The following is a 20,268-nucleotide window of genomic DNA, read 5'->3' on the forward strand; positions in this document are numbered from 1 at the left end:
TATGATGAAGAAAATTCGCGTAGGGCTTATTGGCTTTGGAATTTCAGGGCAGGTGTTTCACGCGCCTGTCATGCGTTCGATAACGGAGCTGGATCTTGTTAAAGTAACCGCCCGGAAAGCTGATCAGCAACTTTTACTAAAAAAACGCTATCCACAGGCAAAAATTGCTTTGTCGGCAGATGATATTTTTAATGACGCAACCATTGATTTAGTCGTGGTTGCGACTTCCAATGACATGCATTATCCTTTCGCAAAACGTGCTTTGGAAGCAGGGAAACATGTTGTTGTTGAGAAACCATTTACGAACAATGTGGAGCAGGCCGATGAGCTTATCGCGCTGGCTAAGGAGAAAAATCTGATTTTGGCGCCTTATCACAATTTAAGATTCAACTCAGACTATCGAACGTTAAAGAAAGTGATTCAAAGTGGACGATTGGGAAGGATTGTAAATCTGGAAGCTAGGTTTGATCGTTTCCGCAATTACTTGAGACCAAATGCATGGCGTGAAGAGCATTTACCGGGTTCGGGGATATTCTACGATTTGGGCTCGCATCTTATCGACCAAACTTTACAGTTATTTGGAAGACCAGATGCTGTTTTTGCAGATTTGGCTATCCAACGGGATCATGCGAAAACCATTGATAATTTCGACTGCCTACTATACTATGATAACTTACGGGTATCGCTGAAAGGGTCTATGTTGGCAAAAGAACCTACACCTCGTTATCGTGTTTTTGGCATGAACGGAAATTTTGTAAAATATGGTGTCGACCCGCAGGAAGCTTTACTGCGCGATGGTAAATTTCCCGATGAGGATCCAACCTGGGGACAAGAAGATCCAAGTCTATACGGCAAGCTCAATATTGTTGAACAGGGGAATGATATTGAAGAAATGATTCCTTCTGAAATAGGTTCTTATCCTGATTTTTATCAGAACGTTGCGGATAGCATATTGGGAAAAACTACCTTGATTGTATCGGCGGAACAGGCGCGGGATGTCATTAAAATTATTGAATTGGGGTATCAGAGTCAATTGGAACGAAGAGTTGTTTCTGTTGAAAATACATTGATTGCTTATTAGAGTGTTGCTGTGAGTATACTATACGATGCCATCATTATTGGGGGTGGAGCCTGTGGTTTGATGTGTGCAGCCCAAGCAGGGCTAATTGGGAAGAAGACCTTGGTCCTTGAACGAAACGATAAGGTCGGCGCGAAAATCTTGATTTCCGGAGGTGGGCGCTGTAATTATACAAATATTGGTAGCAGTCCCGCTAATTTTATTTCCGAAAATCCAGATTTTTTACATGGTATATTCAAACAATGGACCGTGGACGATACCATTACATTTTTTGAACAATATGGTATTGTGGGGCATGAAAAAACACTGGGGCAGTTGTTTCCAGAGACTAATAAAGCAAAAGATATCGTTGCTGTATTTTCAAAAATTTTATATGAGACAGGGCAGGATATAGCCTTGAATACCTTGGTTAAATCTGTAGAAAAAGACGATAATGGCTTTTTGGTAACAGTAGAAAATGCAAAAGGTGAGTCTCGATACCATGCCCATAAAGTTGTTGTTTCTTCCGGTGGGCTTCCGGTCCAAAAACTTGGTGCTTCAGACTTTGGATTACGTCTAGCCAAACAATTTGGCTTGAATGTAGTTGGTACAGCGCCTGCATTAGTCCCTTTGACGATAACTGGAAAAGATGCAGATTGGTATAGTTCTTTGGCTGGAAATTCGGTGTTCTCGAAAGTGTCTGTTGCCGGAATGTCTTTTGAAGAGAATATTCTCTTTACGCACTGGGGGTTAAGCGGACCTGCAATTCTTCAAATATCAAGTTATTGGCGGCCTGGACAGGAGATTACGATTGATCTCTTGCCTAATTTTAATTTAGATAACCTGATTAAACAGGAGCGACAATACGGCGGAAAGCGACTTGTTTCACAATTGCTAAACGATTATTTCAGCAGGAAATTGGTCGATGCCCTTGGAAAATTTCTAACGTTGGATACCAAAATTGCTTCCCTTAGTAAAGCTGACGCGAAATTGATTGTCGATACGATCCATCGCTTCAAGGTAAAACCTGCGGGAGATAAGGGGTATGATAAAGCCGAGGTCATGCGTGGAGGAGTATCAACGGAAGAACTTCACCCCAAGACCTTAATGTCCAAAAAAGTGAAAGGCCTTTATTTCGGAGGGGAAACTGTTGATATTACGGGGTGGCTTGGCGGCTATAATTTCCAATGGGCTTGGGCTAGTGGTTATGCCATCGCCCAAGACATTTAGGCGTGAAATATTATTCATTTCGTGAATTTAACGCCTTATCAACAGCTTTCTCAGCATAGAGTTGTGCAGCAGCAGCCAAGCGTAGTTTTATTCTCGTTTGTAAATTTCTTGGCGAGAGTACTTTAATAGCTTCGCCGAATCCTAAAATTTCTCTTTCCAATTCAAAATTAAGTACGACATCGATGCGAATTAAGATGGAGCCATCCTCCTTTTTGTCTAAAACCTGCTGTGAAGAATGCAAGGGTTTTGTTGCTACATAAGGTGCATTTTTTGCATTGACTTGCAATATCACCCGGTGGCCGCGGTCTTTTTGTGTCTTCGTTACACCTATGGTATCCGAAAAGTAACGTTCGAAATCGACCCCTGTATACTCCTTGTATGAATTTTTGCCCATTTCCTCGATGGCATTGATCCGATCAAGCGCCAGCGTCATTAATCCTTCATTCTTTTTATGCTGACCAATTAGAAACCATCGATTCCGATATTCTTTTAAGAGATATGGGGAGAAGACCAGATCCTGCTGTTGTGTTGCTTTGAACGATTGATAGCTGATCAGGAGTGGTGTTTTTTCCCGAATGGCTTGATGGAGCATGCTGATAAAAGAAAGACCTTTTAGCAGATTGTTGCTTTCCATTTGTATAATAGAGGGTGAATTGTCCTTTTTGGTATGGATGCTATCTTCAAGCCGTGCAACAATATCGCTCATTTCATCAAAGCTGGAGAAACCGCTCACATGCTTAAGTACCTCTACTGCCTCCTTCATTTTTTGCATGTCACCGACGGAAATCGGTGAATTGCTAATGCTATAGTTGGGATCTTCATAGGTGTAGAATTTTCGGTGCAACACGACAATAGGCGCATTGTAGCCGAGCTTATTGCTACGCATGAGCTGAATATCACCTTGTATGGTGCGTTTACTTATCCCATTTTTGATTCCTTCAAATTCATAGAGTGCATCGGAAACCTTTTCCATAAGATCTTCCAAGGTCCATTTACGATGTCGCAAGCGAAGGCAATGGTCAATCGTTTTATAACGTATGAGAGCTAGTTTATTGAGTGCCATGTTTTTTTGATAGATTGAAAATACAAAAACTTTCTTTATCTACGCAAGGTGATTGCGTAGATTTTTGTGCCTGTCATGCAAAAAGGATCGTCTTTTCGAAATTGAAAAGAAATTCGGGTTTATCCGAGTAAAATAGCTACTTTTGCGCAGAAGCAAACTGGTTCTATCGCTGCTCTTTTTTGAGAGGAGAGGAAAGTCCGGGCAACATAGAGCAACACGCTTCCTAACGGGAAGGCTGTTATGAAAGTAGCAGACAGAAAGTGCCACAGAAAATATACCGCTTTTCGGAGTAAGGGTGAAAACGTAAGGTAAGAGCTTACGGTCTTGTATGGCGACATACATTACGGTAAACCTCGTGTGTTGAAAGACCAAATAGGTTGCGAAATTCGAAGGCTGCTCGTCTTCTTTCAATGTATTGGAATTCGTAATGGGTAGGTTGATTGAGTTTGTCAGCGATGGCAAATCTAGATAAATGATAGAAATTCCACTTCGGTGGTCTACAGAACCCGGCTTACAAGGTTTGCTTCTTTTTCGCTAATTGCCAAAAAAACCTTATATTGATTCCCATAATTGAAAAAATAGCATAACTCTCGATTTATGAGTACAATTTTAATCATTGATGATGAGCGCGCCATCAGAAGTTCGTTGCGTGATATCTTGGAATATGAAGATTATACGATTTTAGATGTCGACAATGGCCGGGATGGATTAGATATTTTAAAAAAGGAAAAAATAGATCTTGTGCTCTGTGATATCAAGATGAATACGATGGATGGGATGGAAGTTTTGGCGGAAGCACATCAAAGCAGCCCGGACATCCCTTTTATTATGATTTCTGGACATGGTACGATTGAAACAGCTGTTGAAGCAGCGAAAAAAGGAGCATTTGACTTTTTAGAAAAACCGCTGGACCTGAACAGATTATTGATCACAGTACGGAATGCACTGGATAAAAGCTCCCTTGTCACCGAAACCAAGGTACTGAAACGGAAAGTTAGCAGTTCGAAAACAAAAGATATATTGGGTGAGTCTGGGGCAATCAAACGTATTAAAGAGACAATTGATCGCGTAGCTCCAACGGAAGCCCGTGTATTGATTACCGGAGCAAATGGTTCTGGAAAGGAGCTTGTAGCACGTTGGCTGCATGAGAAATCGAATCGCGCGCAGGGACCCCTTATTGAAGTGAACTGTGCTGCGATACCTTCCGAATTAATTGAATCTGAATTATTCGGACATGAAAAAGGATCCTTTACATCCGCGATTAAACAGCGTATCGGAAAATTTGAACAAGCGAGTGGCGGAACATTGTTCTTGGATGAGATCGGAGACATGAGTCTATCCGCTCAAGCTAAAGTGTTACGGGCGTTACAGGAACATAAAATCACCAGAGTGGGGGGCGACAAAGAAATTGACGTCAATGTCAGGGTAGTCGCTGCGACCAATAAAGATCTCTTGAAGGAAATTGAAGAAGGTAATTTTAGAATGGACTTGTATCACCGCCTGTCGGTAATCTTGATTCATGTGCCTGCTTTGATCGACCGTGTGGATGATATTCCCCTGCTTTCAACAAATTTTTGTGAAGAAATCTGTATGGAATACGGGATACCTGTAAAGGAAATTACGGCTGCTGCCATGCGGGAATTGAGCCATCTTCCTTGGACAGGTAATATTCGGGAATTGCGCAATATGATTGAACGGTTAATTATTTTGAGTGATCGATCTATCACAGATAAAGATGTTGTCGCATTTGCTAATCCTTCTCGTGAACCGGTAAACGGTATAGCCCATGAAAAAGGCGCAACGAATTACGGATTAGATATGGACTCCTTTGATTCGTTTCAAGATTATAAAGATCATGCGGAGAAAGAATTTATAAAATATAAATTGGAAAAAAATAATTGGAACGTCTCCAAGACGGCCGATGATCTTGATATTCAACGTAGCCACCTGTATAGTAAAATAGAGAAGTTTGGTCTAAAAAGAGATTAATCATTTCGTGGAAATTTAGTTTAGCAGCTGTGAACGCAGATTTAGCTTAAACAAATGGTATAAAAAAAGAGATTCTTCAAAGAATCTCTTTTTTTATCGGTATTGAGCGAAGACATCTGGAATCATCGGAATAAGTGTCGGCAAACCCACAACCAAATTATAATTCTTGTGTTTTTAAAATGGCCTTTACATTGGCAACTGATATTTCTGTATAATTATTTATATAATCATCACTTACAGGCAATTCTTCTTTTTTATGTGTTGAAAGTACAGCAACAACTTTCATTTCGGCATTTTTCGCTGCGGTAATACCAGAAAAAGAGTCTTCAAAAACAATACAGCGGTCAACAGGAATTTGCAGGTTTTCTGCAGATTTTAGGTAAACCTCAGGATGTGGCTTATGTAGTTTTACATCTTCGCTGCTCAGTGTGGAAGAGAAGAGTTGGCGTATATTCAATTCGTCCAGAATTAAATCCATATTCTCTTGGGGAGCAGAAGTCGCCACAGCAAGCTTAAAACCGTTATTTTTTAATTCCGTTAGAAACTCAATTAAGCCCTTTATAGGGGCAACGTGTTCTTTATAAATCACTCTAAAAAGCTGCTCTTTTTCAAATTCAAGGGTCCGCAGTTCCTCAGGGGATATCGGACGTTGAAAGAAATGTTGCATAATGTAACTATTATGCTTACCATACATATGCTGCTCAAATTCCTCTTCTGTCGCCTGTTGTACATTGTGGTTTTTAAAAAAAGCTCTAAAAGCTTCCGCATGGAAAGGGTTGGTGTGGCTGATAACACCGTCCATGTCAAATATCGCTGCGTATTCTGTCATTGAGCTAATATACAATAATTGCCTTGTTTGATCGATTTTACTCCTTCATATTCTGGTAAATATTTTCTTCCGACTAGAGAAAGCTTAGATTAAAGCGTCCCTTGTCGCAGCTGCTTACCTCATTATGAAATTGGAAAAAGTCTTCATATGTATTGGCAGGATAACTGCCTTCAAAAAGTTCCAATTTTCTGTAGGTGAATAGTTTATTGTCTTTCATTTCTGACCTAAATTCATACCTTCCAAAGGGTTTCTCAATAACTTTCTTCTCAGGAGTTATGTTTTTGAGCATATTTTCTGGGAGGGCAATACTAATGCTGTCGATATCGGCATAGCCTCTCTCAATGAAAATATCTTCCGTTCTATTTCTACTTTCTGCAATGCTGGAGTGTGTATTGAATAAATTAGGCTGGATCAAAAGTTTATTACCATTTTTCACCGCATAGTTTTTAATAAAAATATTCAGGTTCTCCTCGATAAATGGATTTTCCTCCTTATGTTCAATATAGTTTACCTGATTAAAATTGATGTTGTCTATATTATAGTAATCCGTGAGAAGTTTATTCTTATCATTATTGCTGGCTAAAAGCACGTCCATATGGTTCTCATATTGGGTTCCGTAGAACTTGGTGTTTAAGGTACCTTGGATGCTTCCATCTTCCGAAAGTTTTAGGTCGGCATAGCGCAATTGAAGGTTGGTTGAGTTAACGTATTTCGGCGTATGCATGATAACACCACCATTTTCGGTACAGGCAACGACATCTCTATCGTCGGTAAAGTCGCTAAGAAAACCGAATGGAAGATTTTGGCTCGTGCATTCCAGCCAGGTCGTATCATTTTTGAATGGAATGCATAAGATGACGTGATTCCCGTCCTGGGCATTTGCAAAGGTTTTGTGAAAACTTTCTTTGCGTTTGCCTGCTTCGACAATACAGTAATAAGAAGGTATATTGACGGCCGACAACATGCTTCGCATGTAATTCGCCAGTGCTTTACAATCACCATACCCTAGGCGGTCAACCTCAGAGGCAGGAAATGGCTCCAGGCCCCCAATACCGATTTGGATACTGATGTAACGTGTGTTTTTTTGTAAGTAATTATATAGGATCTTTGCTTTGTCTTTATCTGAGCCAGCATCTTTGGTTAATGCTATGAATTTTTGTTTAGACGCCTCCGTCAAATCTTCTTTTTTGTTCAATAGGCTATTGGATACCCATTGGCCAAATTCTTTCCAATCCCCAAAATTCCCTGTCTTACCATAATAAATAAAGTTTTTGGGAACAATGAGTACGTTTGTTCTTTTCAGGTTAGGGTTGGGGCTATAAGATTCATCTTTTTTTGCAGCGATCTGTTCAGCATTCCATGTTTTACTTTCTGTTTTGTCATTTTTCTCTTCTTTGATACTTCCTTTATAATTCGTTGTTTCAATTCGACATTCTGTGCCAATTGGTGCAATAAATTGAAAGCTACTTTTTTCTACAGATACATTATTGGACACTTCAGGAGTCCAAGAGGGAATGATCAAGTTTTGTTTACTCCTAACTTCGTATTGGTATTCGACTGTATAAGGATAGCTATGGTAATCAGGTGTATATAATTTTACACGGGAATCGGCAAACATCGTGCTGTTGTCCACAGCGCTAATATCCTTGAAATCTTTCGTTGCAATTTTCTTTTGCAATATTCCCATTTCGTTATAGATAGCCCCCTTCAGACTCTTGATTTCCGTGGATTTATTATAATATACCGGGAGCGTGGCGTAATGGTCCCCGTTTTTATTATACACAGTTATGGCACAGGTTATGGTTGTGATGACTTGTTCGGGAGATTTCATTTCTACCACAGTTTTATCATTGCGCACAGTAGCGACAGCTCTGCTCTTTAGTGCACTTGGGATATTGGCGACGTCGTAATTATCTTGCCCAATTGCGACGATCGGAAGCAGGAAGTAGAATAAGTTGACGAATAAGATTTTCATTTTTTACCGATTAATTTTATGTCTAGTTTTTGTTGTTGAATAATACGTGAATACAATTCTTTGAGCGAAAAATACTCATCGACTGAAAAGATGGGTTTGTTAAACGCCAGGCTCTGCAGAATCTCAAGTTGATTGCCATTGATTTGAGTGACGTATCTATATTTTGCAGTTGATTCGGGGAGTGCTAACGATGCATTTTGAGGTTTTTCAACAATTTCATAACGATCGGGGATTGTCAATTTGATTGTGTATTGCGTTTTTGATTTAAAGCCCATATCGACTGGATAAGTTCTTTCCTGTGCTTTAAAGGGGTTGTAGGAAATCCTGTCAATAATATTGGGCGCCAATACCAATACGTCTTGTTCCATTTGTTTGGAGACATCTAGGACGACGTCAAATTCTTCTATCAATGGTTGATCAATATTCGCTAGATTTTGGATACTTGATTTAGTTAACGTGATATTGGGCATTTCTTCGTCTAGTTTTTCCCAATATTCCTCCAAAGAATTGAATTTGGCAATATGCTGACGTTTTAAGAAGGCTTTGTTGCCACTGCTGCTTATGGTCAGTTTTCCCTTAATTTTAGATTGTTCATCTAAAGCTCCCTCCAATATGTGGTTGACATCGGAAGATTCTTCTACCGTAAGCGGAAACCAGTCTGAGCTTTTTCTGGAGTAGATAATTCTTCCCCGTTCATTTAAGCATTGTAAAGGCAGCTGTCCAAAAGGTAGGTATGAATTGGAGGCATCTAATTTAAATTTTACGCCATCTATATCTACGCAAGCGATGACATAGTCAAAGTCGGATAATACGGGAAATAAGGCGTTAGGTGTACCGTTTCGGCGTGTTGAAAGAATTATAGGGTAGGCCTCCAGATCTGCCGCTAATAGCGCGGTTACCAGTGCTAAATTGATGTCCCCGATATTGCCGGTTCGTTTTTCCAATGCTTTTTCAATACCAGTTTCAGCATATTTACCTAAATAATTATTCCATTTTATTTGTTTGTTGATATAGTTATATATCTTTTTTGCTTTTTCTAATTTGGTGTCAGTAGGCGATACAATTGTTGCTAAATGGGCTTTGAATAAGTCTGTTTTTTTTAATTGACCTCCAAAAGCCTTTTCATTCATGAGGTCTGTATCGACGTCTTTCCAGGTTTTGCTAAATGTCTTCTTGCTACCAGTACTTGGATAAAAGATTGATTCAAGCTCATAATAGATTGCAGATTTGAAATTGGTTGGCGAAGTCATGTAGTCCTCTTCCATAAATGCGGGGATGTTCTTCATGGTATAGGTCAATTTTGAACAGTCCATTCGCAGTCCATCCAGGAAAATATATTCTTTCAGTGCTTCGGCTTTTTGATCGGTAAGCTTGTAAGGGCCACGTAAAACTACATTGTAGGAAAAAGAAGCAGGAATAATGGCGATATATTGGCTTTGTATTTTGGGGATATCGTCTTGAAATTCCCATGTCTTGAAATTAAATAAATCCTGCTCCAGCGTGCGATAGGACACTTCGATAATAGATCCTTCTTTAATATTCGGAAGGGTGAACTTATTAAGATCCAGATAGGCTGAGTAATTTTCCTTGAAAACTTTTTTATTTTCAAGCTCTGTTTTCTCGATCCTACCATTTTCTAAGTTATACGTAACAGCCTTTAGTTCGTCAAAATAGTCACGTATGTAACTTCCGCGTTTATACGAGGGAATTTCAAAATTAGCTTTTTTAAACCCTTCTTTGTTATTGATCCGGATAAGTACATGGTATTCATGTTGAAGTTTTACGCGATTATCATAATCATCAACAAAGACAGAGCTCCGTCCAAACTCATTGAGTACGATTGCATTGGCATTGCTATCCAGGTCTGTTCGTGAAAAATCTGAAATAGAAACTTTACCAAAGTCAAAAGTTTGGGCTATACTATTTGTATAAATAGAAAATATTAAAAATAGCGTTAAAAACTGGCGCATAACTATAGGTGTAATAATTCACGAATATAAGTTTTTAGCCAAAATTAAACGATACTTCCGGATAATTATTTATCTAGTTGCAAAAGATTATTAATGATTTCGGTGATGTTATCGACATCTTCACCATCTTCCAGCATAGAGAATGCAAGATAGGTGGCGTAGATTTCAGGACTGAATTTTACGTGCTTATCGGCGATAAACCGGTCGATCTGTTCTTCATTGCATTCAAAATGAATACTTTGTAATTCATTGAAAAGATTGGTTGAGATGGTCTGATGATTTTCACCACAGGCAAATCCTGCAATAATATGGAATAGAAACTTATCGGTTATTTCGTCATCTTCCTTTTTGAACATAGCACGAATATGCTTATAATCGAATTTAGTTTTTGCGCTATTCACAATAGTGTCCCAAATCTGATACTCTGCTTTAGTCTCCATAGCTCGCTTTAAATTTATATTGGTATAAGCAATATAGCAAAAATAATTTGATTTTTGGCAAGGATAATGAAACTTAGTGGTCTATTCAAATGACCGCAATAAGCGGTCTATCTGTAGGCATAAAATTCAGCAGATCCTCGGGTAAAGGACGGGATATCGATTATGATGAAGAGCTTATGCCTGTAATAAGGTGTAAACTATTTCCCCTAAAAAGCAGCCTAATATCACACCAAATAGAATTGACAAAATCACCTTTAACCAGACTGGGCTTGTTTCTAAAATCAGTTTCATGGAGCAAAATTGCTTTAAAAATATACTTTAAAAAAGACTTTTCTCTTTTTTAAGGCTAGCTGTGGCGATACAATGACATGAATTTTGGCCTTTATGGTATGATAATTGAAAATTAATAGTTGGATTCGATTTTTTTAGTAATTTAAGTCGGAAATTGAAATTGTTGAAATAGCCTGATTTATAATTATGATAACACGAATAGTATTGACAATTGTTCTATTCACTTTAACAAAAGTTGGGCTTGGCCAGCAGGTGAATATGGAGAAAATTCGAAAAGAATATGCGGAGGCCGTGAAGGACGAGGATCTGTGTGAACATAATTTGGAGGCGTTGACCGAAGGTGCCAAATCGCCGACAGAGAAAGCCTATCTAGCCGCCTATCAAATACTGTTAGCGAAACATATCGGCAATCCATTTAAGAAAGTTGGGCAATTCAAAGAGGGGAAAAAGCATTTGGAAGAAGTGATTAAGGAAAATCCAAATCATATTGAAGCGCGTTTTATACGTTGGAGCGTACAGGTGCATGCGCCTTCTTTTTTGGGCTACAACAATAATATCCTTGAGGATAAAAATTTCCTGGTTAAAAACCTTTATAAATTACCCAATGAAGAGGCTAAATCAATTATTTATAATTATCTCAAAGGCGCCAATCCTTATCTTAAAGGTGGGCAAGTATTTAGCGCTACAGAGTTGAAGGAGCTAGCCCAATAGGACGTTAAAGGTTGTTAATTTGACAAGACTGTGGGGTATTTTGGCTAGAATATTGCGTATCTTGCTATATGAATTAGTTCAACATCTACAAAAAGAGTATATCATGAAGAATTTAGTTTTTCCAATGACTGTATTAACGGCCAGTTTGTTTGTTGTCGGATGTGGTGTCAGCAAAAAGCAATATGCTGGTTTACAGTCCGACTATAGTAAATTGCAAACGGAGCACAGTCAATTGACCAAGCAATATCAGGATGGACAACTTCAATTAGCTGAAGGCCGGACACGGATCAAGAGTTTAGAAGATCAGTTGGCTTCCGAACGACAAAATAATGCGGACCTCCGATCGGCTTATGCTGCTTTGCAGAAATCGCTCGATAACAGTATTAATCAGAATTCACAGGGAAATATTAATATTTCTAAGCTGGTTGATGAAATTAACGCTTCAAATAAATACATTAAGCATCTCGTTGAGACGAAAAACAAATCCGATTCCTTGAATCTGGTATTGACAAATAATTTGACAAGATCACTTAGCCGTGAGGAACTGCAGGAAGTTGATGTACAGGTATTAAAAGGGGTCGTTTATATCTCACTTGCTGATAACATGCTTTACAAATCCGGTAGCTATGAAATTAATGATAGAGCCGATCAGACGTTAAGCAAAATTGCGAAAATTATCCAGGATTATAGAGATTATGAAGTTTTGATTGAAGGTAATACTGATACGGATCCAATTTCTAAACCTAATATTCGGAATAACTGGGATTTAAGTACGCTGAGAGCCTCTTCTGTAGTACAGGCTTTACAAAATAAATACGGTGTGGATCCGAAGCGTTTAACTGCAGGTGGTAGAGGAGAATATAATCCAATTGCAGATAATACGACCGCGCTAGGTAAGCAACGGAATCGAAGAACGCAGATTATTATAACCCCTAAATTGGATCAATTTATGGAGTTGATTGATAAGGCCCCGGAGGCTACCGAGGTACCATCGGCACAATAGATTTTAATTAGGTAAATAAAAAAATCCTTTCCAAAATGGAAAGGATTTTTTTATTATCCAAAGAATTTACTTGGATCAAAGCCGTGTTCTTTTAATACATCATCTGGTACACCATTCCAGACTCCAGGTTTATTTCCGGCATAGCCAATATCTTTTACACCCATTTCACTGGTGTAAAATCCTGAAGAAGTCAGGTTGCGCATCAATGAAAAGAAGGCGGCACCTTGTTTCATTTCTGGCCTTGCCAAATCAGGGTAGGCGATATCATCTACCAACGCAAGTTGATCTTTTGCGCTACATTTGATAAATACTGTTCCGTAACGCTTTTTGGACTGGAGGTCGAGCCAACGAAGTCCGCCGCGCATCGGGATTTTATTATCAGGCAAATCTTTTACAATAAATTCGATAAAATCGGGTACTCCCGCTTCCGAAGCGCTTCCTGAAATATTGTCCTTAGGAATAATAATGTCAGCCAAAACAGTGATTGTCGCCATTTCATGTTCGTCGAAAAACTTTTCGGCGTATAATTGTTCTGTGCGTTCATATTCAAAATCCTGGACTCCAGGTAATTTTTTGCCATTGTCTGCTGCTGCATTTTTAGCATCTTTTGAATTGCAGGCTGCGGTTAAAAGACCAGATCCAGCTGCAATTAATCCTAATGCTCTTAAAGATTCTCTTCTATTCATGCTTTTAACCGTTTAATTTTTTCTTTTCTTGAAGTATATATTCTGCTGTTCGCATCGATAAAGCGAGTATTGTCCAGGTCAGGTTTTTGTCACCTTGTTGTACAAATGGTCCCGCATCGACGACATAGAGATTTTTACAATCGTGGGCTTGTCCCCATTTGTTCAATACGGAGGTTTTCGGGTCATTTCCCATTCTTGTGGTTCCGCCTTCATGAATAATTTTTCCAGGAGCTTCTAGGCCGTACAATGTATCTGCTCCGGGTATTTTAGAAGTAATGACAGCGCCCATTTCGTGCATAATAGACTGAAATGTCTCTTGCATGTGTTTGGCTTGTGCGATTTCTTCATTAGCCCATTTGTAGTTGAAACGTAGCACAGGAATTCCGAATTTGTCGACTTTATCGGGGTCAATTTCACAGTAATTGTCTTTTCTTGCCAATGCCGTTCCGCGTCCTGCCATGCCGACATTTGCTCCATAATAGCTGCGGAAATCTTCTTTTAATGCAGTACCATAACCGCCTTTGGCCTTTGACGTTCCAGCTGAATTTTTAACATGGTCATTTACTTTCGGTACCCAATTCAAAAATCCATAAGAGGGCATATGTAAACCACCGCCGTATTCGATGTGGTAACCTCTAGGGAAGTTCAATTTGGCATTATCTTCCCACCATGGCGAATAAATATGGACACTTCCAACGCCATCTTCATTATAACGCTTCCGGTCAAGTAGTTGTGGTAAAAAGCCTGATAAACTGGCCCCCGTAGAATCGTGGAGATATTTTCCGACTAAACCGCTGCTATTACCAACACCCCCAGGATGCGATTTTGATTTGGAATTTAACATGATCCGCGCGCTTTCACAGGCACTAGCACCCAAAATAACGGTTTTTCCCTTAACGGTATATTCTTGTAAATCCTTGGTGTTTACATAAGAAACACCAACTGCAATTCCTTCATCATTTGTAATGACTTCTCTTACCATTGCATTGTCTATCACCTTTAGGTTACCCGTTTTCATCGCTGGAATAACCAGACAAGATGAAGAGGAAAAGTCCCCATAAACTTTACATGCACGACCACATTGCCCACAGTAGAAACAGGTACCTCGATCTTTAATATCTTTTGATACTTCGGTTAGCACGGCCCCTCTTCCGGGAATCACTGGAACTCCAGCTTTTTTTGCACCTTTTGCAATATATAGTTCGTTTAAGCGTGGCTTAGGTGGTTTCATAAAAATACCATCGGGTTCATTATGAATACCTTCTGCCGTGCCATATATTCCGATCATTCGATCTACACGGTCATAAAATGGCTTAACCTCTTCATAAGTAATAGGCCATTCATCCGTTACTCCATCCTTTGGCTTGAAATCGTCAGGTCCCATACGCAACGAAATTCGACCCCAGTGGTTGGTTCTGCCGCCCAGCATACGTGCTCTAAACCATTCAAATTCAGTTCCCGCGACTTTGCTGTAGGGTTCGCCCTCGATCTGCCAGCCACCGAAGGCTGCATCAAAATCTCCGAATGGTCTTGTGGTACCAGCACCTCTTCTTGGAGATTCCCAAGGCCAGCGTAATTGTAACGAATCTTTTGCTGGGTCATAAAAAGGACCTGCTTCCAGCATCAATACTTTAAGCCCCGCATGTGCAAGTATATAACCTGCCATACCACCACCTGCGCCAGAACCAACTACGATGGCGTCAAATAATTCGGGATTTTCTTTAATTTGATAATCTGACATAATTAAATGAAGTAATTAATTGAAAGGCCCGTACGATACATTTGCCTGAAGGCTTACTATGTAAATGAGAAGGTTCAATTAATTTAATGGTTATTGTTTCATGTTTAAAATCATCGTGAATATATCGATAAAAATTTGTTTTTTTTAATTTAATTTATCGATTTAGCAGATTTTAAATAAAGAATATGGGATTGTTACAAAAAATACCCTGTTTTATTAAAATTTTATGGCGAGCGATACTAAATATTCCGTGTATTTCGTTACGACGAAATACACGGCATTATCTCAGAAGTGTTTTAATTTGATGACTTTGTTAATATGGATTTCTTGTAGAAACACTTCATCATGTGAAATGACGAGCAGGGTACCTTTATAAAGTTGAATTGCTCTGGTCAGAATGAGGATATTTTGAAGATCCAGATTGTTTGTTGGCTCATCAAGGATAATCAAATCGGGGGACTGTCGCTGAATGGTGAGACAGCATAATATCAGACGCATTTTTTCACCGCCACTCAATAGCAGGCACATTTTGTCCCAATCGTTTCTTCCGAATAGGAAGCGATGGAGTCTAATTTTGATTTCATGTTCAGGTAGTGCGGCGGTATTGAATTGCTGCGCTTGCTCATAAATACTTAAATGTGAAGATAAGATGGAATACGTCTGATCTAAATAGATGGCATGAAATGATTGGCGCTCAATTTTTCCTTGCTCAGGGGTTAGTTGGTTGAGAAGGAGTTTGACCAATGTTGTTTTGCCAGATCCGTTCGGGCCTTGGAGTACGATACGGTCCCCACTGAATAGTTGAACGTTCATGTTATCTTTCCAAAGCTGCGCTACGCCATAGCTGAAATTGATGTTTTCGGCCTTGATCATGCTTTTTCCTATAGGAAAAGTACTGTTTCCCAAATCTATTTTAATCTCATCCAATGCGGATTGCGAACCACGAAGTTCCTGAAGATCCGATCTGATATCTCCAATTTTGTCCTGGTGTACAGTTTTTATTTTGGCAGTACTCTTTTCAGCATTATTACGTAAGGTATTCATCATTATACGTGCTACACCTGCCTTCTCCTGCTTTTTTTGACCACGGTTGTTTAGTCTGTTTTGGCGCTCGATTGTTTCTCTTTCTTTCTCTTTTGCGATTTTGATCGCTTTTTCCTTGTGGTGGATATCGTGTTGCAACGCATGGCGTTCGATCTCCTTTTGAGCCTCGTAAAAGGTATAATTACCCCCATATCGCTTGATACCATTTGGGGCCATTTCAGCCATGTCATCCAGTAAATTAAGCAGGGTTCTATCGTGGCTGACAACGACTATAGTGTTTTTGCTTGATTGAATCCAATCGTATAGTCGTGTTCTGCTGTCCATATCCAAATGGTTGCTCGGTTCATCAAGAAGAATAAGCTCGGATCGATGAATCTGGATTCCGGCCAATAAAACTTTCGTTTTTTGTCCACCACTGAGGGAAGACATTTGCTGAGCCAAATCTATGTTGGGCAGATCCCATTGTTTGAAAGCCTCTTGGCAACGTTCTTCCAAAGCCCAGTCATCTTGAAGTCTATTGAAATTTTCCTCAGACGCATCACCGGCCAATATGGCATAAAGAGCATTCAATTTTTTGTCAATTCTAAGTGCTTCAGCCACCGTCTTATGCTCGAATTGTCCAACAACCTGAGGGACATAATAGGTGCTAGCGCTATTATGTATGCTCCCGCTGGTCGGCGATAATTCTTTGGCAATCAGTTGCAATACCGTTGATTTTCCAACGCCGTTGTGACCGATCAGTGCGATTTTCTCTTGCGCGTTTATGTGCAGATTTATGTTCTCAAACAATAAATCTTTATTTGGATGTCTATAGGAAAGTTGTTGTAATGAAAGCATGTTGAAATTCTTTAAATGTTAGAAAAGACCATTTGGACGGGTATCGTCAATGGATGGTATTTATTCGTTCTAAAGAATTTTAATCTTACATGCAGTTTTAACGATGTTGAGCGCTACAAATATAGCGTTTTTATTTTGATGTCGGGAAAATTTTTGAGGAATAGTCAAATTGTTTATTTTTCTACTATTTGCTTCGGACAAATTGTACTTTTGAAAAAACGAATATTGTGAATAGAGTTCTCCTTATAGATGACGAAGAGAAGCTTCGGAAATTGCTGGCCAAAATTATTAGCCTGGAAGGTTTTGATGTGATCGAGGCTGCTGACATTAAATCGGGGTTAAAAAAGCTTGAAGTCAGTGATGTAGATGTTGTACTTTGTGATGTGAAGCTACCTGATGGTAATGGAGTTGAAACGGCTAAATTAATTAAAGAGCGGTATCCAATTGTAGAGATTATCTTATTGACGGCATACGGGAATATTCCGGATGGCGTTCGGGCGATAAAAAATGGTGCTTTTGAATACATTACGAAAGGAGATGACAATAATCGCATTATACCGTTGCTTTATAAAGCCTGTGAAAAGGTGGCATTGGCTAGAAGGGTGGAGCAGTTAGAAAAGCGATTAGGCGACCGACTTTCTTTTGATAAGATTATTGGGAAATCCAGTGCAATAAAAGCGGCCATCGGCATGGCACAAAAAGTTGCTGTTACAAATACAACGGTCTTGCTAACGGGCGAGACCGGCACAGGTAAGGAGGTTTTTGCACAGGCAATCCATCAGGCGAGTTCAAGAAGAGATCGTAGTTTTGTGGCGATTAACTGTGCCGCATTTACAAAAGATTTACTGGAAAATGAGTTGTTTGGCCATAAATCCGGTGCTTTCACTGGTGCTACTAAAGATCAACGTGGTTTGTTTGAAGAAGCGCATTTGGGTACGATCTTTCTGGATGAAGTCGGGGAGATGGCTTTGGAGCTTCAGGCTAAAATTCTTCGTGTTTTGGAAACTGGCGAGTTTTTAAAAGTTGGGGACTCCAAACCAACGAAAGTCGATGTGCGCATCATAGCAGCAACCAACAGAAATCTCGAAACCGAAATTGCAACAGACCATTTCAGGAGTGATCTATTTTATAGACTTTCCGTTTTCACGATCGAATTACCGCCATTGCGCGAGCGTATTGAAGATATAGCGACATTGGCGCAATACTACGCTGATATCTTTGCTTTAAAATCCAACTTGAAACCGTTGCAGATGACCCCTGAGTTTGTGCAGGCTTTGGAAGGCAACCTATGGCGGGGAAATATCCGTGAACTGAAAAATGTGATTGAACGCAGCGTAATTTTGAGTGAGGGGGGCCTATTAGGTGTGGAGAGCCTTCCTTTCGGTGAACACGAGAATAGAGAAGGGGCGAGCGTCTTGTCAAACTTTGCAATGTCCAACATGGAGAAGCAGCATATACAACGTGTATTAAAACATACGAATGGAAATAAAGCTGAAGCTGCTCGATTGTTAGAAATCGGTGTAGCTACCTTGTATCGAAAAATTGAAGAATATCGAATCCAATGAAACTTAAAGCAAAGCTGACATTCGGGGTAGGATTTTTATTTTTTATGATCTTGCTGCTTGCGATAGTGAGCGGGTATTATGTTTATCGATTAAAAAAAGATACTAACCATATTTTGGTCGACAATTATAATACATTGCATTATTCCAGAAATATGCTGTTAGCCTTGGAGGACCTTGATTCGAATGGGAAGAGCATGGCGCTATTTGAAGATAATTTAAGACTCCAGAAGCGAAATGTAACCGAGCCTGGAGAACGGGCGGTGACCGAACGTGTAGATCATCACTTTTTGAGTTTAAAGAAAAAGGTGAAAGATGCCACAATTGCTGCTGACCTGCACAAAGATATATTCCAGTTAATGTATCTTAATATGCAGGCTATTGAACACAAAAATAATATCGCCAATGAAACTGCTGAAAAAGCTATTTTGGCCATCTCCATTGTAGGTGCGCTTTCTTTTATGATTGCGTTTGTTTTGCTTGTCAATCTCCCTCTAGCCATTGCTGCTCCAATTGTACAATTAACCGATAGTATTAAACAGATTGCTGCTGGGAACTATAAAAGGAGACTTCACTTTAAGCGAAAAGATGAATTTGGAGAAGTGGCGCAGTCGTTCAATACAATGGCTCAAAAGCTCGAGGAATATGCAGAAAGTAAATTGGGTAAGATCTTGCAGCATAAAAAGAGAATTGAAGCGCTTATCGATAATATGCATGATGCAGTTATAGGGGTAGATGAAGAAAAAAGAGTGCTTTTTGCAAATGAACCCGCTTGTTTGCTTTTGGGGTTAAAGCACGCCGCATTTGAGGGACGGAAATTAGCGGAAATAGCATCTTCCAATGATTTACTTAGTAAACTCCTCGAAATGATTAACTCTTTAAATCAGAAAACTGAGCGTCTGGATTTGGTGCAGATCTTTGCCTACGGAAAAGAAAACTACTTTGAATTGGAGGTCATTGATATCAATGTCTTACCAACAGGAGAGGAGAGTACGCAGTTTATTGGACAATTTATTTTGTTGAAGAATGTGACAAGTTTTAAGGAACGTGATGTAGCGAAAACAAATTTCATTGGAACGGTATCTCATGAATTGAAGACACCTATCGCATCAATACGTATGGGGATCCAATTGCTCGAAAATAAGCGGATTGGAGAGCTGAATGAAGAACAGAAAGACTTGCTTGAAGGAATTGCTGACGATACAGAGCGGCTCCTGAAAATTACAGGGGAACTTTTGGATATTGGGCAGGTGGAGAGCGGTACCATTCAGATGAAGCTGAATCCTGCAGCTATCGGACCGATTATAGATTATGCGCTGTTAGCCAACCGGTCAATGCTTGACCAAAAGCAAATTCACATAGCGCTTGAACTGGAGGAGGATCTTCCGATGGTTTTTATTGATAATGAAAAGACGGCATGGGTATTGACGAATTTATTGTCCAATGCAATTCGTTATTCCGATGAAGGAGGGACAATTTCTCTTGCTGTCAAAAGAATAGGAGCCCGGGTGCTTTTGCGTGTTGAAGATCAAGGACAGGGAATTCCCGTACAATATTTAGCTAAGATTTTTGATCGCTATTTCCGAGTTCCAGGGAGTACAAAGGGGGGGACAGGTTTGGGATTGAGCATAAGCAAAGAATTTATCGAGAGCATGGGGGGAGAGATTGATGTGCAAAGTGTTTTTGGAACTGGAAGTATATTTTTCGTTTACCTTCCTATTGCGTCGCTTAAACAATCCACTTAGAAAAAGGAAGAGTCAATGAAACGCTCTTCCTTTTTTGCTTAAGAGGGATTGAAAGATCCTGCAGCTTGCTAGGCAGAGGCTGCAGGATAGGCACC

The 20,268-nt window shown here is 39.6% G+C and carries 15 protein-coding genes and 1 other RNA gene; 8 read left to right on the forward strand and 8 right to left on the reverse strand.

Translation table 11 applies throughout. The features are described from left to right. The first annotated feature begins 1 nt into the window (after position 1). On the forward strand, positions 2–1,081 hold the full coding sequence (locus tag AAH582_RS08160; RefSeq protein WP_343321782.1) for an oxidoreductase: 1,080 nt from the start codon (positions 2–4) through the stop codon (positions 1,079–1,081). A 15-nt stretch (positions 1,082–1,096) separates the two neighbouring features. Next, entirely contained in the window at positions 1,097–2,287 is a 1,191-nt protein-coding gene (locus AAH582_RS08165) for an NAD(P)/FAD-dependent oxidoreductase (protein WP_343322351.1), read from the forward strand. A gap of 10 nt (positions 2,288–2,297) precedes the next feature. Here the strand turns inward: AAH582_RS08165 and AAH582_RS08170 are convergent, their stop codons facing one another. Further along, positions 2,298–3,350 (reverse strand): helix-turn-helix transcriptional regulator, encoded by a 1,053-nt coding sequence (locus AAH582_RS08170; RefSeq protein ID WP_046675641.1) that lies wholly within the window; start codon positions 3,348–3,350, stop codon positions 2,298–2,300. 150 nt (positions 3,351–3,500) lie between these two features. Here AAH582_RS08170 and rnpB point away from each other — a divergent pair. Next, positions 3,501–3,880, forward strand: an RNA gene (gene rnpB, locus AAH582_RS08175) — RNase P RNA component class A. A gap of 67 nt (positions 3,881–3,947) precedes the next feature. Further along, complete coding sequence (locus AAH582_RS08180) at positions 3,948–5,339, forward strand: sigma-54-dependent transcriptional regulator (protein ID WP_046675642.1); 1,392 nt, start codon at positions 3,948–3,950, stop codon at positions 5,337–5,339. A gap of 157 nt (positions 5,340–5,496) precedes the next feature. On the opposite strand, the gene AAH582_RS08185 is transcribed toward AAH582_RS08180, so the two are convergent. The 4 genes from AAH582_RS08185 to AAH582_RS08200 form a co-directional block, all read right to left on the reverse strand. After that, positions 5,497–6,168: an HAD family hydrolase gene (locus tag AAH582_RS08185; RefSeq protein ID WP_343321783.1), complete on the reverse strand. Its 672-nt coding sequence runs from the start codon at positions 6,166–6,168 to the stop codon at positions 5,497–5,499. A gap of 73 nt (positions 6,169–6,241) precedes the next feature. Continuing rightward, positions 6,242–8,143, reverse strand: coding sequence for a DUF3857 domain-containing protein (locus tag AAH582_RS08190; protein ID WP_343321784.1), 1,902 nt, complete (start codon positions 8,141–8,143; stop codon positions 6,242–6,244). Further along, a complete protein-coding gene (locus AAH582_RS08195) occupies positions 8,140–10,113 on the reverse strand; it encodes a transglutaminase domain-containing protein (protein ID WP_046675645.1) in 1,974 nt (657 codons plus the stop codon). The genes AAH582_RS08190 and AAH582_RS08195 overlap by 4 nt, the downstream gene beginning before the upstream one ends. A 65-nt stretch (positions 10,114–10,178) precedes the next feature. Then, entirely contained in the window at positions 10,179–10,553 is a 375-nt protein-coding gene (locus tag AAH582_RS08200; protein ID WP_286884132.1) for a hypothetical protein, read from the reverse strand. A 477-nt stretch (positions 10,554–11,030) separates the two neighbouring features. Between AAH582_RS08200 and AAH582_RS08205 the strand changes: the two genes are divergently transcribed. Together AAH582_RS08205 and AAH582_RS08210 are read left to right on the forward strand one after the other, a co-directional pair. Further along, a complete protein-coding gene (locus tag AAH582_RS08205; RefSeq protein WP_083296085.1) occupies positions 11,031–11,555 on the forward strand; it encodes a hypothetical protein in 525 nt (174 codons plus the stop codon). A 103-nt stretch (positions 11,556–11,658) separates the two neighbouring features. Continuing rightward, a complete protein-coding gene (locus tag AAH582_RS08210; RefSeq protein WP_046675648.1) occupies positions 11,659–12,558 on the forward strand; it encodes an OmpA/MotB family protein in 900 nt (299 codons plus the stop codon). Positions 12,559–12,611: 53 nt separating this feature from the next. Here the strand turns inward: AAH582_RS08210 and AAH582_RS08215 are convergent, their stop codons facing one another. The 3 genes from AAH582_RS08215 to AAH582_RS08225 form a co-directional block, all read right to left on the reverse strand. Next, positions 12,612–13,244 carry a gluconate 2-dehydrogenase subunit 3 family protein gene (locus AAH582_RS08215; RefSeq protein ID WP_286754289.1) on the reverse strand — a complete coding sequence of 211 codons (633 nt, stop codon included), beginning with the start codon at positions 13,242–13,244 and terminating at the stop codon, positions 12,612–12,614. Positions 13,245–13,248: 4 nt separating this feature from the next. Next, the gene (locus AAH582_RS08220) at positions 13,249–14,985 is read right to left on the reverse strand and encodes a GMC family oxidoreductase (protein WP_343321785.1); all 1,737 of its coding nucleotides are present in this window, start codon (positions 14,983–14,985) and stop codon (positions 13,249–13,251) included. Positions 14,986–15,270: 285 nt separating this feature from the next. Further along, the gene (locus tag AAH582_RS08225; protein WP_343321786.1) at positions 15,271–16,866 is read right to left on the reverse strand and encodes an ABC-F family ATP-binding cassette domain-containing protein; all 1,596 of its coding nucleotides are present in this window, start codon (positions 16,864–16,866) and stop codon (positions 15,271–15,273) included. A gap of 227 nt (positions 16,867–17,093) precedes the next feature. Here AAH582_RS08225 and AAH582_RS08230 point away from each other — a divergent pair, with 227 nt between their 5' ends. Together AAH582_RS08230 and AAH582_RS08235 are read left to right on the forward strand one after the other, a co-directional pair. After that, positions 17,094–18,431, forward strand: coding sequence for a sigma-54-dependent transcriptional regulator (locus AAH582_RS08230; protein WP_430459034.1), 1,338 nt, complete (start codon positions 17,094–17,096; stop codon positions 18,429–18,431). After that, positions 18,428–20,173 (forward strand): sensor histidine kinase, encoded by a 1,746-nt coding sequence (locus AAH582_RS08235; RefSeq protein ID WP_343321787.1) that lies wholly within the window; start codon positions 18,428–18,430, stop codon positions 20,171–20,173. The genes AAH582_RS08230 and AAH582_RS08235 overlap by 4 nt, the downstream gene beginning before the upstream one ends. Positions 20,174–20,268: the final 95 nt, after the last annotated feature.

This window comes from Sphingobacterium multivorum (assembly GCF_039511225.1).
Lineage (GTDB): Bacteria > Bacteroidota > Bacteroidia > Sphingobacteriales > Sphingobacteriaceae > Sphingobacterium.